Source organism: Psychrobacter cryohalolentis K5 (assembly GCF_000013905.1).
GTDB lineage: Bacteria > Pseudomonadota > Gammaproteobacteria > Pseudomonadales > Moraxellaceae > Psychrobacter > Psychrobacter cryohalolentis.
Genome location: NC_007969.1, coordinates 668,572 through 683,499 on the forward strand (window position 1 = coordinate 668,572; position 14,928 = coordinate 683,499).

Consider the following 14,928-nt stretch of genomic DNA (forward strand, 5'->3'; position numbering starts at 1 on the left):
AGTTAGGGCTAAAATGGTCGGCCGCCTCTGCCACCACTGCCTTTGCTGCCACTATCTGGTCCCTCTTCGCTTAAGATAACCTCGTCACCTTTTTTAAGACCACTCAATATCTCCGCATTGACGCGGTTATTAATACCAACTGTGACAGCTTGTTCAACCACTGTGCCATCAGTTTTAAGAACGCGGACACTAGCTTTAGTTGCGGCAGAATCGCCATTAGTATTAACCGCAGTGGTAGATGCTTTTTTATTATTTCCAGTTTTGTTAGATTTACCGGCAGGTTGCAGTGCGGCAGAAGGGATAAGTAGCGCATCTTTGGCTTGGTTAATGACAATATAAACTTGCGCGGTCATATCAATACGAAAGCGGCGCTCGGTATTGGGTACTTCAATATAACCGACATAATAAATGGCAGCATCGGTCGAGCTGGTATCACTGATTTTTTCAGGAGCCGGTTCAATCGCTTTAAGAATCGAATCATATTTTTGATCGGGATTACCGATGATATTAAAATAAACAGGCAAGCCCGCTTTGACATTAATGACGTCAGCTTCAGAGATTTGAGCATTAATGCGTACGGTAGATAAATCAGCTAAGGTAACAATGGTCGGTGCACTTTGATTGGCATTGACCGTCGTCCCTTGCTCAGTCGTTACCGATACTACAGTACCTGACATTGGCGCGCGAATGGTGGTGTAGCTTAAATCCTCTTGCGCGGTGCTGACGTTGGTTTGAGATTTACGTAACGCCGCCTGTTGACTATTGATATTCGCTGCAGTAGTGGCAATAGCGGCTTTAGCAGTATCGATAGAGGCACGCGCATTGGCGACTGCTGCCTGCGCAGTTTGTACCTTTGTCCTTTGAGTATCATAATCCTGCTGTGATATCGCGTCGATAGCGAGTAAGCCTTGCAAGCGTGAAAAATCTGCTTGCGCTTGTCTTAACTCAGCTTGGCGGCTGGCAAGATCTGCCTGCGCACTTTTTAAACCTGCTTGACGACTTAACGACTCAGCTCGTGCACTTTGTAGCGCCGCTTCACTTTGCTCAAGGCTTGCTTGCTCATTGCTCAGACTGTTCTTCTGCGTTACTTGGTCAATCTGCGCAATCAAATCGCCTTTTTGCACTTCATCACCGACTTCAACGAATAGTCGCGTCACTTCACCAGATACTTGCGCACCAACATCGACGGTATTTAAAGCCTTAACCTTGCCCGATGCCATAACGTTATTTTCGATATCGCCAATCTCAGCAGTCGCTGTTAGATAGTTGGGTGTTACTTCTTTTGGTTTTAAGGTTTTGTAGGCTAAAACCCCTAAAGCGATGATGACGAGGGCAATAATGCCCCATTTAATAGCAGAGTTTTTGCCAATTTTGCGCATGACGACAATCCAATAACAAGAAAATCAAATGTAACTATAATAGAGGCTCGACGGACAAAAGGGAATGGGAGTTAGTTTGCGAAAGGTTAAGAAGAGATATTGAGGCAGGTTTTGCAGAGGAGATTTGGATTTGTGCAGGAAGTTTATCGTTGAAAAAGCAGGTTAAGAAATAATATCGTTCTTAGAGGTATTATTGGTTGCTGACTGATAAATAACTAAGAATTCATCACTTTGGTTATTTAGTAGGGAATAAACGTTTTCCTGATAATTCTAACGCTGCTTGTAGTAATAGCTCCCATGCTGGCTGGATAATAAGCCCTTTAATTGCCTGATCACAGCGATAAAGCAGAGCAGGCCACGCAGCTGATTGCGCTTTTGCCTGACGACGACAGGCTTGCTGATATAAGCCTTGTTTACTGCGCCAAATACCTAGGGCTTGCGGATCTTGTCCATCCATCAATTGCATGATTTGTCGCATGTCTTTACTGATTGCCCATAATACTAAGGTCGTTGGCTCATCCGTGGCTTTGAGTTGAAAAATGATTTTAGCGACTTGGGCACTATTGCCAGCAAGCATCGCATCGGACAAATCAAACACGCTAAACTGCGCATCGCTGACCAATGCCGCTTGTAAGTCATTAATATCTAGTGCGACCTGTGATAGGTGCGGGCTAGAGTTTGTAGTTTCTTGAATGGCAGCATCATTATTTGCCATGAGTTGTGGGGCAAACAAATAAGATAAGCGCCATAAGGTTTGATAGGCACTGAGCAAATGATGTTCAGTATGTGACATGAGTAGCTGCCACGCTTCTTGCGATAGCTTTAAGCCAAACTGCTGCGCTTGTATCTGCAATAACTGCTGACGCTGCTGCTCATTATACAAATTACAGTCGATGACGTGACCATATTGCGCAAATGGCGTAAACCACTTGCTGCTCTGAGCGCGTTTGTCTTGTTTTGGGGTCAACCATAATAAGCTATGACTGTGGCTGCCTGCTTGAGCGTCCTGTGCAAAGCGCTCAAGCTCTGTAATGACTGCCTTATCAGGTTTATGGTTGCCTGTGACAATCAAGGCACTGGCATCATCAAATAAAGACTGGCTGCCAAGCTCTGACAATACTTCTTGCCAGCTCTTAACCGATATAAGCTCAATACGTTTAATGGCGTAATTCTGCGCGCGCCAATGTGGACGCAGCGCATCGATGAGCCATTGACTTAATAATGGCTCATCACCATGTGCTAGCCACAAGCCTGCTACAGCAACTGAGGATCGCTGTAGCTTTGGATAAGCTTGTATAAAAGTATCTTGCATAAAAGGCTGACGCACACAAAGTTGTGAATAAAAAAGCAAAGCCAAAAAATTGCTAAGCTACATTTGAGCCATATTAAGGTTTGGGTACAAGAATCGCCGTAGTGCCTGTACCTTTACCGATTTGCGCAGAAGTAGTGGCGCTGGCAGGTGTCACCTTTGGCAATGCAATCGCGACATATTGATCGGTGATACGTCTTGCTAAACTGTCATAAAGCCATTCACGAATTTGATCACCTTGCTGATCGTCGGTGCTCACTGACGCCTCGTTATACTGATAGCTACGTTCAACTTGAATCGGATTACTGAGCGTTACAGGCTTACCATTATCTATGCTTTGATAGCTAACATCGGCTGATATCACTAAGCGAATTTCTGTTAATACGCCAACCAATTCATAACGCTTAAAACGTACGTTATTGACAGTAATCGCAGCGATGGTTTCAGTGCCTACGTTTTGATTGTTACTAGCGACATCCGTCAATGTCATGTTAGTAATGACATCAACACCCAAGGCCTCAAGGCGCTTTGTGAGCGGCAGCTTCAGTGGGAATGCCGTGCGATTATCTTCGATAATTACCGCAGTCTTCGCCACATCAAACAGCATGGGCGCATCATAACCGCGTAGTTGAAAGCCGCAGCCACTAAGACTGGCAGTCGCCCCAACGATGGCAAGCATTGGCAAAGATGCAAGTAATGCGGTCGCTAGTTTCTGTCTATTCGACTTTTTAGGCATGGGCTTTTTCCCTTACATGTTGTTTGATATGACGGCATAGCATGGTGCTTACCCGTCATAATTGCTATTCTTATTAAGATAAGAAAACCTAAAACATCCGCGTTTAATTATCTCTAACCAGCAACCACGATATTAACCAGTTTATTAGGTACGACGATCTCTTTTTTGATCTCGCCAGTCAGGAACTTTGCCACACCTTCAATCGCGCGTGCCTGTGCTTTTAGCTGCTCAGGGTCGCTGTTTGGTGCCACATCCATTTTGCCGCGCATTTTTCCATTGACCTGAATTACCATGGTAATCATATCTTGTACCAGTGCACTTTCATCGACCATAGGGTAATTTAAGGTGACGGTATCAAGCCCTAATTGCTCAAGTAAATACTCACCAATGTGCGGCGCATATACCGACAGCATAATCAATAAATCAGTCAGTGCTTCATGCTGTACTTGCAGCTCTTGCTCGCTACTAGCTTTAAAGTTACTCAGCTCATTAGCAAGTTCCATCAAGCTAGAGACAGGGGTATTGAGTGCTAGGCGTTTACCCAAGTCACTATCAATCTTGCCAATGGTTTCATGCGTTTTACGGCGTAAGGCTTTAGCTTCTTTGCTTAAGCTATCCGTATTTAAAGCATCACTATTGAGCGATTCAAGACTTAAGTTGGCATCAGTTAACGCTTGGATATGCTCAGAAGCAATGCGCCATACTTTTTTAACAAAGTTATAAGGACCTTTGAGCGCATCATCTGACCATTCAAGCGTTTGATCGGCAGGAGCAGTAAATAAGGTATAAAGACGAACGGTATCCGCGCCATATTTATCGATGGTTATCTGTGGATCAACACCATTATTTTTTGACTTAGACATTTTTTCGATTTTGCCAATCGTCACCGGCTGTCCATCTGATTTTAGGATGGCTTTAATCGGCTGACCGCGCTCGTTAAAGTCAATATCGATGTCTTTAGTGAAGTAATAAGTGGTACTGCCATCAGCATTGACGCGGTAGAAAGTACCCGCAAGTACCATTCCTTGAGTCATCAAATTGGCAAATGGCTCATCGCCTGATACCAAGTTTTCATCACGCATCAGCTTATGGAAGAAGCGCGCATAAAGAAGATGCATAACCGCGTGCTCGACACCGCCGATATATTGGTCGACTGGCAACCATTTATTGGCGGCAGATTTATTGACCATATTGGTTGTATCGTGTGGGCTGGCAAAGCGCGCATAGTACCAGCTTGATTCTACAAAGGTATCAAAGGTATCGGTTTCGCGCTCAGCAGGATTGCCACATTTAGGGCAAGTGGTATTCACAAATTCTGGAATATTTTTTAGTGGATTACCGCGACCGTCAGGGACGACGTCAGTTGGCAAGACAACCGGCAAGTCTTGTTCTTCAACTGGCACGGTACCGCAATGCTCACAGTTGACCATTGGGATAGGGCAGCCCCAATAACGCTGGCGAGAAACCCCCCAATCACGGAGACGGTATTGAATTTTTTTCTTAGCAAGCTCCTGAGGCTCAAGCTTAGCAAGCATGGCTTCAAACGCTTGCTCAAAGTCCATGCCATCAAATTCGCCTGAATTGACTAGAGTATTACGCTCAGTATAAGCACAATTCTCATTGCCTTCTTCTACATCATCAAAATACCCTGCAGGAATGTCAATGACTTGTTTAATCGGTAAGTTGTATTTGGTTGCAAACTCATAGTCGCGCTCATCGTGAGCAGGTACTGCCATTACCGCACCTGAGCCATAGCTCATAAGTACATAATTGGCAACCCAAACAGGCACTTCTTCGCCAGTCAATGGATGGGTCACAGTTAGACCCGTATCCATACCGATTTTTTCGGCTTTAGCAAGGTCTGCCTCAGCGACTGAGCCTTTCTTACAAAGGGCACAAAAATCTGCAATCGCTTTATTATTCTCAGAGGCATATTGCGCTAGAGGATGCTCTGCGGCCACTGCCACATAAGTGACACCCATCAAGGTATCAGGGCGAGTGGTAAAGACGTCTAAGCTATTGCTTTGGCCAGCCAGCTCATAAGGGAAATGCACTTCCATACCTGAGCTACGACCAATCCAATTGCGCTGCATGGTAATCACTTCAGATGGCCAATGACCTTCTAGCTGGTCTAAATCATCAAGCAGCTCATCGGCATAATCAGTGATGTTAAAATAATACATCGGAATATCACGCTTTTCGACCATAGCGCCACTACGCCAGCCTTTACCATCAATGACTTGCTCATTGGCTAATACGGTGTTGTCGACCGGATCCCAGTTGACGGTGGCAAGCTTTTTATAAACCAAGCCTTTTTTATATAACTGCAAAAACAACCACTGCTCCCACTGATAATACTCAGGGCTACAAGTGGCAAATTCACGTGACCAGTCAATAGACAAGCCAAGCAATTTTAGCTGGGCGCGCATGCTGTCAATGTTCTCAAACGTCCATTTAGCAGGCGGCGTCTGATTGGCAATCGCGGCGTTTTCTGCTGGCAAGCCAAAACCATCCCAGCCCATTGGCTGCATGACTTCATAACCTTTGAGCCGATAATAACGGCTTAATACATCAGAGATAGTATAGTTACGTACGTGACCCATATGCAGCTTACCACTTGGGTACGGGAACATTGACAGCATATAACGACTTGGTTTATCACTTGGCTCATTGCTGACTTCAAAGCGCTTATCTGTTGCCCATTTGGCTTGCTGCTGCGCTTCGATGAGTTGCGGCTGATATTGGGTCTTGTCGCTAGAAGCATTATTAGTATGGTTAGTATTAGCAGTTTCTGCTGTTACGGCGTTGGTCATAGTTGGCTCGGAATCGGTTATTACAGATAAATGGGGTGAAATTTTATAATGCCATAGCATAGCGTAATTTGGCGAAAATTGCGACGATATGATGTCGCCTTTCATTGATTACCTAGTGGCTTTTCGGCTTGTATTCGCTGCTTGCCGATATCCACATTTGTCATGTGCCAGCTTCGAGCATTATTTGAGTATAATAAACAGTAACATTCTTGACGAGGAGACATTATGACCATCACTATTTACGGTATCAAATCTTGTAGCACCATGAAAAAAGCCTTTACCAAGCTTGATGAGTTGGGCGTTAGCTATAACTTTCATGATTATAAAAAACAAGGTATCGACAAAGATAGCGTTCAGCGTTGGGTCAACGAGCTTGGTATTGATAAAGTATTAAACAAGCGCGGAACGACATGGCGTAAGCTAGAAGATGTTCAAAAGCAAGCAGCGGATAGCGATGTGGATCAAGCAATTGACTTACTCATTGAAAATACCAGTATGATTAAGCGTCCGATAGTTGAAGGTGAGCTGACTGATAAAAATAAGCCGATATTATTATGTGGCTTTGATGAAGCCGAGTTTGATAAAGTTTTTTCGTAAAAGAATACTGCTACCATCAATAAAGCCCAAGCTAAGAACCTCTTAGCTCGGGCTTTATAACACCTAAAATAAACCAAATCACACTTGCGAGCCATATAAGCAAGACGTAAAAGCGAATTTGTTCGGCATTCCAATCTAGTGCAAACCACTCAATGAGGAAAAATGATTTCCACCCTTCTATCCATTTTGCGCCACCATAGCCAATAATCCACCAGCAGTACGAGCTTTCTAAGATAAAAAGTAGACACCAAAGCCACAATGCCATGATTTACTCCTACTATTTGGCCAATGATTAGCCTAGATCTCGACTGATTAGTGTACCAACACCTTCGTTAGTGAAAATCTCTAACAGCGTGGCATGCGGTACGCGACCATCGACGATAACGGCACTTTTTACGCCGCTACGAACCGCATCAAGCGCACATTGAATTTTAGGAATCATGCCGCCTGAAATCGTACCATCTTCAATTAGGCTGTCCACAGTCTTAGGCGTCAAACCAGTCACGACTTCGCCATCACGACCCAGTACCCCTTTGATATTGGTTAATAGCATGAGTTTCTCTGCCTGCAAGAATTCGGCGACTTTACCAGCAACCAAATCGGCATTGATATTATAAGTATTGCCTTCTTCATCGACGCCAAGAGGGGCGATAACAGGAATAAAGTCAGAAGCAATCAGCATATTAATCACGTCTTTATTGACGCTAACCACATCCCCGACAAAGCCCAAATCTACTGGTACAGCAACACCATCTACGCCGATTTTTTCCATCATCAATTTTTTAGCCAAGATTAAGTTGGCATCTTTACCCGTTAAACCGATAGCGCAGCCGCCATGTTTATTGATCAAGCTCACAATCGATTTATTAACATTGCCGCCAAGTACCATCTCGACGATATCCATGGTGTCCTTGTCAGTAACGCGCATCCCATCGATACGGTCTGAGTGCCGCCCAAGCTCTTTTAATAAATTATCCACTTGTGGACCGCCACCATGTACGACCACAGGATGCATACCAACGGTTTTGAGTAGGACGATATCTCGGGCAAATGAGCTTTCAAGCGCAGGATCGGTCATGGCATTGCCGCCGTATTTGACCACAATGATTTTATCGACGAAGCGTTGAATATAGGGCAGGGCGGTGGTCAAGACTTCGGCAGTAATTTTGGCTTCATCTAAATTCAAGGTCATTATAAACTCCTAAAATACGGTGTTAAGCGATTGGTTGTTGTTATAAAAAGTCATAAATAACAAAGTTACATTTGTGATAAAAAATAGTTTTGATAATTGACTACTGAGGGGAAATAGCTACAATCTGCGCAGCTAGATTTTTATCAAAGGGACGGCATAGCGCGGCAAATTTTGCTTGAATATCTTGTAGGTGTGCCATGCTGTCTCCTGCAAAGCGCGCGGTTAAATTGTGACTGGTATTAGATTGACGTATGACCCCAAAACCATGGGCGAAATCTAGACGTACGCCATCAATACAGCTCAGAGTTGTACCTATTGGCAATAAGTCTTTGGCTTGCTCTATGCTGATAGGAAGGCTTTTTATAGAGCAACTACAAAGCGTCCGCTGACAGGTACTGAGTACTTGATATTCAGCCTGAGTAGGCAGTGGAGCGGTTACTTTTATGAGTTGTTGTAAATACACGCATAGTCGAGTTAGCTGCTCAATGATTGAGCAATCGGTTGACGCATTTACTGGCAGCGGTAAATAATGATCGGCACTACTGACAATGTTTGGTAATTGATAGATGATATTAGCAAGATTTGTTGTAGGATTTAGACTACTTGAGTTATCAGCTGCCAGCCAATGCAACAGTCTTAAAGCTGCATATATGGCATCATCATAGACAATAAAGCGACTGTCGTTAAAGATAAAATGCCCCGATAACTCTCCAGCAAATACTATTTGCCCAGCAGAGTCCTGCATCTGTTGGCGCATTAGACTACTGCCAGTTTTGCTGATGATAGGTTCTGCGCCAAGTTTAGTCAGTAGCTTCGGCAAATGATGCGAACATTTAATATCAAAGAGAATTTGCGGTGGAGATTGCAACTGGGTACAAGCGACTGGACGCTCAGTCAATATCACCTTTGCTAATAAGTAGAGCAAGTGATCGGGTGTGACTACCTTGCCTGTATTATCGACGATCATTAGTCGGTCGCCATCACCGTCAAAGGCGATACCTATATCTGCCTGATGATTAATTACGCTTTGCTGCAACTGTTTGAGCCGATGTGGTTCAGTAGGATCGGGATTGCCAGCAGGGAAATCTCCATTAGGCGTGTCATTAAGCGTGATAACACGGTGGCAAAAACGATCAAACAATTGTGGCGCGATATGACTGGTTGCACCATGCATACAATCGATAACAACCACCAAATCTAGCTTAGTAAGAAATGATTGGTTATCATGTGGATAGAGTGCTTTAAACACTTGCACAATAGCATCGATATAATGCGCTGCTACTTGCTCAGGCGATAAAAACATTTGCTGATTGCTAATAGGGTTATGCACTACATATCGTGGAGTGCTTAACGCTTTATAGCCTATTTGATTGTCTTCTTTAACAATCACTTTTTGAAAATCAGTGATTTCAAAACCAGTTTCTTGCAGACCATCTTTAGGCAAACCACTTTTTTCAAGCATGCTGTTGTCTAAAGAACGTTCAATTAACTGCTGATGAATAACTTGCTGGTAAAGCATCTGAATTTCTTCAACGCTAGGGGATTGATGATTGACCAACCACTTAATACCTAAAACATCCCTCGCAGAATGACTAGCAGTCACGATAATGCCATGCCCTTGATATTGCTCAGCCCAAAATACCATCATAGGCGTGGTAATCAGTCCCAATTGGATAACTTGTAGACCGCATTGGATCAATATAGTGGCAAGGTTTTGAGCAATAACGTCACTATCACGACGTACATCATAGCCAATCACGACGATATTTTTTTTGTTATCACTGTCTTGTTGAACGTGATAAAGATGCGCAAAGGCGTACCCTAAAGCTTGAACAAAATCATCAGTAAAATACTGGCGTGAACCGCGAATATCATAAGCACGAAATAAGGAGTGCTGCGCAGCAAAAAACGGCATCTTTTACTTCCTTATTATCATGATAAATATGAATGATAAATAAATCGCTGATAGTTTTTTATACAGCTTAGGTTATGCGATTTAGACTATGTAATTTAGAGCAAATGATAATGACTACTGACGACCAGAGTGTCCAAAACCACCAGCACCACGTGCGCTGGTATCACTAAATTCTGTCACGACTTCAAATTCAGGACGGGCAACAGGGACAACCACGTATTGTGCCATGCGTTCTGCAGGAGTTAATACAAAGTCTTCCTGGCTACGATTCCAAATACTGACCATCAGCTCACCTTGATAATCCGCATCGATAAGTCCAACCAAGTTACCCAAAACAATACCATGCTTATGTCCAAGACCTGAACGCGGTAAAATCATGCCTGCAAAGTTGGGATCTTGTATATAAACCGCCAAACCAGTACCAATCAAATGGGTAGCACCCGCTTTAATCGTTAAAGGCTCATCAATACAAGCGCGCAAATCAATACCTGCGCTGCCATCAGTGGCACGAGTAGGCAAAGAAAACGCTTTATCTTCAGTGATTTTAGGGTTTAAGACTTTAACTTGTACAGCTTGCATAACGCACTCACTTAACGATTTAATGGTTTTATAAACAGAATGAATTTAGGGCGTGCCCTAATTTTTAAATTTAATTGCTTAACAACAACTATTTTTATAAATATCTGCTGATTTTTAACTTTTGGTTTCTAAATTTCAATGAGCGATTGATTAAAGAATCAGTATACTTGCCAAGCCCAAAAACGACATAAAGCCAACAATGTCCGTTACCGTGGTGAGGATAACAGAGGCAGATAATGCCGGATCAATATTCATGCGCTTTAGCATCAGTGGAATACTAATGCCCGAGACATTGGCAGCGGTCATATTAATCGCAATCGCTAGACCGATGACCGCGCTGATTTTAATGTTATGAAACCACAATTGCGCAATAAACGCCATAATTATCGCCCATATGATACCGTTTATCGCCCCAACCCACAGCTCTTTATTTAATAGCCATACGCGGTTAGAGCCACCAATTTGTCCCATTGCCATACCGCGAATGACGACGGTAAGCGTCTGCGAGCCTGCAATACCGCCCATACTGGCAACTACGGGCATAAGAATCGCCAGAGCCACCACTTTTGCTAATACGGCTTCAAACTGCCCAATTACAGCAGCGGCTAATAGTGCCGTACATAAATTGATACCAAGCCAAATACTACGGCTTTTTGCACTGGTCAAAATAGGTGCGAACAGCTCTTCATCTTGACTGACACCAGCAAGGTTCTTCATGGTGCTATCGACATCATCTTGGATAATCTCCATGATGTCCTCACCGTTTAATTGACCGACTAGCTCGCCATGACTGTTAATCACTGGGGCAAAACGAATGTCTTCTGAGCGAAAAATCGCCGCCGCATCTTGAATGTCCAAGCGATCATTGATGGTAATAGCGCTATCAATCAAATCAGCAACTAAGGTGCTTTGGTCATGCTTAATCAAATCAGCGAGACTTAATAAGCCAAGCAGTTGCTGGCTTTGATCGACAACCAATAGCTCTTGGCTTTCATCATCAAGCAGCTCAATATCTTCTCGCAGCCAGTTTTGAACATCAGCCAGTGTCATATCTTCTTGGACTTGAATAAGCTCAGGATCCATATAGCTGCCAACTTCCCAGTCGGCATAGGTATCGAGTTTATTGACCTGAATTCGTATTTCTTCATCCAAAGTTGCCATCACTGAAGTACGCACGCTTTCGGTAACGGTGTCTAAAATCTCTGAGATGTCTTGTGCATCAAGATCTTGGGTAAACAGCGATATCTCTTTTGACGAGATATTTTCCATCAATGGCTGGCGTGTATCAAACTCTAGCTCAGCTAATACTTCACCTTTGATATTTTCTGGGACTTGTGCCCAAATCAGTAGTCGGCTCTGAGTTGGGAACGACTCTAGTAAGTTGGCAATCTCATATTCTGACTGCTTCCCTAAAAAATCAGTAATCGCCTCATACGCCTTGTCCGCAACCAACTCTTGCAAATAGAGTAGTTTATACTCAGCGTTAGATTCAGCCGGATTATAATCTCCCTGTCGTGTCGATGGTCGTGCAGAATTCGGCGTAGGAGCGGGCATAAAAGTTCCAAGTTTTCAAAATATGTAAATGACTAAGAGCTAAGCTTAATGAATCAGTTGTATTTGTTAGCTTTTTTAATGGTTAAACATTATCGATTGCCCAATAAAGCCCGAATATTAGCCAAGTATTCATCAGCAACTGCTGCGGGGTCTTTGGTGGCTTTTTGTTTTTTTGCTTTGGCAGGCCAATCGATATGATCTTCTGGCAACTCATCTAAAAATCGTGATTCAGACGTGACGCGCATTTGACCACCAGCACGGCGCTGAGTGGCTAGTGTCAAAGTTAGCTCGCGACGCGCGCGAGTAATGCCCACATACATCAAGCGCCGTTCCTCTTCGACCGTCTCGCTTAGGATAGAGTTGCGATGTGGTAGCATCTCTTCCTCAAGCCCCATGATATAAACAAAATCAAACTCCAAGCCTTTTGCCGCATGTAAGGTCATTAGATTAACTTTATTGGTGTTTTCTTCTTCCTGCTGCTGCTCCAGCATATCAAGCAATACCAGCTTGCGAATGATGGTATCAATGGTACGGTCTTCGTCTTCTTCGGCGCGATTAATCAGCGATTGAATACTGGTATAAAGCATGTCGATATTATCGATACGGTTTTTTTCTTGTTGCGGCGTTTTTGAGTCGCTACGGACAAAGTCAATATAGCCGGTTTCATCAATCATCTGGCGTACGATTGGCACAGGGTCAGGATGTTGATCAAGCTCGCGAGTATAGTGCTCAATAAAGTCGCCAAACTCCTTTAAAGTACTATAAGATTTCGACGGTAAAACGTGGGCAAGACCAGCATGCGTACAAGAAGCCAGTAGCGAGATACTATGTTCTTGTGAAAATAAGCCAAGCTTTTCAAGCGTGGCTGGTCCCATGCCACGCTTGGGCGTATTAATCACGCGCAAAAATGCACTGTCGTCTTCTGGGTTTAAAATCAGACGTAAGTAGCTCATAACGTCTTTAATTTCACTACGGGCAAAGAACGACTGACCACCCGATAATTTATAAGGCACTTGCAGTTGACGCAACTGCGCCTCTAGCATCCGCGCTTGGAAGTTACTGCGATAAAGAACGGCATATTGTTCCCACTCATTACCAAAGCGCAATTTATGCGTGACGATTTCTTTGGCGACGCGCTCAGATTCATCGTCATCATTACGACAGTTAATAATGCGAATTTTTTCGCCTTGACCTTTATCTGACCAGAGTTTCTTTTCAAATAAATGCTCATTGTTGGTAATAACCGCATTAGCAGAGGTCAAAATACGCGTGGTTGAGCGATAGTTTTGCTCAAGCATAACGATTTTTAATTTTGGGAAATCCTCTTTAAGTAATCCCATGTTTTCAGGTTTAGCACCGCGCCATGCATAAATAGATTGGTCATCATCACCAACGACGGTAAAACGCCCTTGCGGTCCGACCAAATATTTGATCATCTCATACTGAGCGGTATTGGTGTCTTGATATTCATCGACCAGCAAATAGCGAATACGGTTTTGCCATTTATCACGTAGCTCTCGATTTTCACGCAGTATTTTGGTCGGTAAGACAATCAAATCATCAAAATCAACCGCGTTATAAGCCCGCAGGTTACGCTCATATAGTGCATAAAGCGTCGCAAAAATCATATCTTCTGGATCGTCTAAGGTTTCCATCGCCTTATCCGGCTCAATCAAATCATTTTTCCAATCAGAAATCATCTTGATTGCTTTACCAACCAACTCACGACTCTCAGCGCCGCTTAAGTTATCACGCATCATAAGCTCCATTAGCAAACGCTTGCTATCGTCGCTGTCCATAATGGAGAAATTGCCTTTCAATGGCGTATGAAGCAGCTCATATCGCAGAAACTGGAGCCCAAATTGGTGAAAGGTTGAAACCGTTAGACCACGGGTCTTTTCACTCGGTAGTAGCTTACTGACTCGAGCTTTCATTTCACGCGCCGCTTTATTAGTAAAGGTCACCGCCGTGATACGCTCAGCAGGCATGTTGCATTCTTCGATCAAATAAGCAATCTTGCGGGTAATCACTGACGTCTTACCGGAGCCGGCACCTGCTAACACCAGTAGCGGACCAGATACGTAGAGCATGGCTTCTTGTTGTTTGGGATTAAGTTGACTCATAACGTGACCTGTAAGACAAAAGCAAAAAGAGGGTAGCAGTAAATCGTAAAATGCAACTAGCTGCCATCAAGCGAAAAATATATTCGTTAAAATAGAGGGCATATTGGCATTTTAAATAGAGTAACTCACAGAATAATTTTAAAGTTTTAGGCAATCTGCGAGCAAAATTAGGTGAGTTATTATAAAGCAAAACCAAGGCTTTTGGGCAGGAGTTAGTAGCATGGAATATATAAGATTATGAGGTATATATAAGGTACGTCTTGGGAAATGACATAGAGAAACATTTTGTTTCAATGAAAACCGTCGAAAATTTGGCCAATACAAGGTCATTTCCCGTGAATAGAAATAAGGAGGTAGACTTAAGTATTATCCATTACGGAAGTGAAAGTGAAATAATTACAAGCTGTGACTAACTGCGCGTTTTATATAGATTTTTCATCTTAGTTAGCAGTCAATTAATAATACATTCCTTAAACTTTTAGAAGGTTTTTAGGGAAGGATGATGAATAATCTATAGCATAGTTTGCGGATAAAAAAACCTATTTTTTTTGCCGATAAAGTGACCGCTCAATGCAGTTAAAAACTAGCTTTTGATTGCCGATATGCGTATAGTACGTAAATAATTTATGCCAGTTGTCACGTCATTGTTGACCACGTGTAATGAGCTATTAAATCAATTAAATAAACTATCGAATATGACATTGATTTAATACGTTGATCTTACGTTGTTA

General features: G+C 43.2%; 11 protein-coding genes. 1 reads left to right on the top strand and 10 read right to left on the bottom strand.

The features are described from left to right. Nucleotides 1–8: 8 nt before the first annotated feature. From PCRYO_RS02945 to leuS, 4 genes are all read right to left on the bottom strand, one after another. The gene (locus tag PCRYO_RS02945) at nucleotides 9–1,379 is read right to left on the bottom strand and encodes an efflux RND transporter periplasmic adaptor subunit (protein ID WP_011512914.1); all 1,371 of its coding nucleotides are present in this window, start codon (nucleotides 1,377–1,379) and stop codon (nucleotides 9–11) included. 235 nt (nucleotides 1,380–1,614) lie between these two features. Then, nucleotides 1,615–2,691, bottom strand: a complete 1,077-nt coding sequence (gene holA / locus PCRYO_RS02950) for a DNA polymerase III subunit delta (RefSeq protein WP_011512915.1) — start codon at nucleotides 2,689–2,691, stop codon at nucleotides 1,615–1,617. A 73-nt stretch (nucleotides 2,692–2,764) separates the two neighbouring features. Then, nucleotides 2,765–3,424, bottom strand: a complete 660-nt coding sequence (gene lptE / locus PCRYO_RS02955) for an LPS assembly lipoprotein LptE (protein WP_011512916.1) — start codon at nucleotides 3,422–3,424, stop codon at nucleotides 2,765–2,767. Nucleotides 3,425–3,537: 113 nt separating this feature from the next. Further along, nucleotides 3,538–6,237, bottom strand: a complete 2,700-nt coding sequence (gene leuS / locus PCRYO_RS02960; protein WP_226939325.1) for a leucine--tRNA ligase — start codon at nucleotides 6,235–6,237, stop codon at nucleotides 3,538–3,540. Nucleotides 6,238–6,462: 225 nt separating this feature from the next. Here leuS and PCRYO_RS02965 point away from each other — a divergent pair, with 225 nt between their 5' ends. After that, complete coding sequence (locus PCRYO_RS02965) at nucleotides 6,463–6,834, top strand: Spx/MgsR family RNA polymerase-binding regulatory protein (protein WP_011512918.1); 372 nt, start codon at nucleotides 6,463–6,465, stop codon at nucleotides 6,832–6,834. 31 nt (nucleotides 6,835–6,865) lie between these two features. On the opposite strand, the gene PCRYO_RS02970 is transcribed toward PCRYO_RS02965, so the two are convergent. From PCRYO_RS02970 to PCRYO_RS02995, 6 genes are all read right to left on the bottom strand, one after another. After that, nucleotides 6,866–7,099: a hypothetical protein gene (locus PCRYO_RS02970; protein ID WP_041752979.1), complete on the bottom strand. Its 234-nt coding sequence runs from the start codon at nucleotides 7,097–7,099 to the stop codon at nucleotides 6,866–6,868. Between the two features lie 27 nt (nucleotides 7,100–7,126). Beyond that, nucleotides 7,127–8,026 (bottom strand): acetylglutamate kinase, encoded by a 900-nt coding sequence (gene argB, locus PCRYO_RS02975; protein ID WP_011512919.1) that lies wholly within the window; start codon nucleotides 8,024–8,026, stop codon nucleotides 7,127–7,129. 100 nt (nucleotides 8,027–8,126) lie between these two features. Further along, nucleotides 8,127–9,941 (bottom strand): phosphomannomutase, encoded by a 1,815-nt coding sequence (locus PCRYO_RS02980; protein ID WP_011512920.1) that lies wholly within the window; start codon nucleotides 9,939–9,941, stop codon nucleotides 8,127–8,129. A 114-nt stretch (nucleotides 9,942–10,055) separates the two neighbouring features. Beyond that, nucleotides 10,056–10,520, bottom strand: coding sequence for a dUTP diphosphatase (gene dut / locus PCRYO_RS02985; RefSeq protein WP_011512921.1), 465 nt, complete (start codon nucleotides 10,518–10,520; stop codon nucleotides 10,056–10,058). Nucleotides 10,521–10,670: 150 nt separating this feature from the next. Further along, on the bottom strand, nucleotides 10,671–12,074 hold the full coding sequence (gene mgtE / locus PCRYO_RS02990; RefSeq protein WP_011512922.1) for a magnesium transporter: 1,404 nt from the start codon (nucleotides 12,072–12,074) through the stop codon (nucleotides 10,671–10,673). A gap of 89 nt (nucleotides 12,075–12,163) precedes the next feature. Continuing rightward, nucleotides 12,164–14,197, bottom strand: a complete 2,034-nt coding sequence (locus PCRYO_RS02995; protein WP_011512923.1) for a UvrD-helicase domain-containing protein — start codon at nucleotides 14,195–14,197, stop codon at nucleotides 12,164–12,166. Nucleotides 14,198–14,928 lie beyond the last annotated feature (731 nt).

Coding starts and splice junctions, on each gene's coding strand:
- mgtE (WP_011512922.1), bottom strand. CDS start 12,074: ATGCCCGCTCCTACGCCGAATTCTGCACGACCATCGACACGACAGGGA.
- PCRYO_RS02965 (WP_011512918.1), top strand. CDS start 6,463: ATGACCATCACTATTTACGGTATCAAATCTTGTAGCACCATGAAAAAA.
- dut (WP_011512921.1), bottom strand. CDS start 10,520: ATGCAAGCTGTACAAGTTAAAGTCTTAAACCCTAAAATCACTGAAGAT.
- PCRYO_RS02995 (WP_011512923.1), bottom strand. CDS start 14,197: ATGAGTCAACTTAATCCCAAACAACAAGAAGCCATGCTCTACGTATCT.
- lptE (WP_011512916.1), bottom strand. CDS start 3,424: ATGCCTAAAAAGTCGAATAGACAGAAACTAGCGACCGCATTACTTGCA.
- PCRYO_RS02980 (WP_011512920.1), bottom strand. CDS start 9,941: ATGCCGTTTTTTGCTGCGCAGCACTCCTTATTTCGTGCTTATGATATT.
- PCRYO_RS02945 (WP_011512914.1), bottom strand. CDS start 1,379: ATGCGCAAAATTGGCAAAAACTCTGCTATTAAATGGGGCATTATTGCC.
- holA (WP_011512915.1), bottom strand. CDS start 2,691: ATGCAAGATACTTTTATACAAGCTTATCCAAAGCTACAGCGATCCTCA.
- leuS (WP_226939325.1), bottom strand. CDS start 6,237: ATGACCAACGCCGTAACAGCAGAAACTGCTAATACTAACCATACTAAT.
- argB (WP_011512919.1), bottom strand. CDS start 8,026: ATGACCTTGAATTTAGATGAAGCCAAAATTACTGCCGAAGTCTTGACC.
- PCRYO_RS02970 (WP_041752979.1), bottom strand. CDS start 7,099: ATGGCATTGTGGCTTTGGTGTCTACTTTTTATCTTAGAAAGCTCGTAC.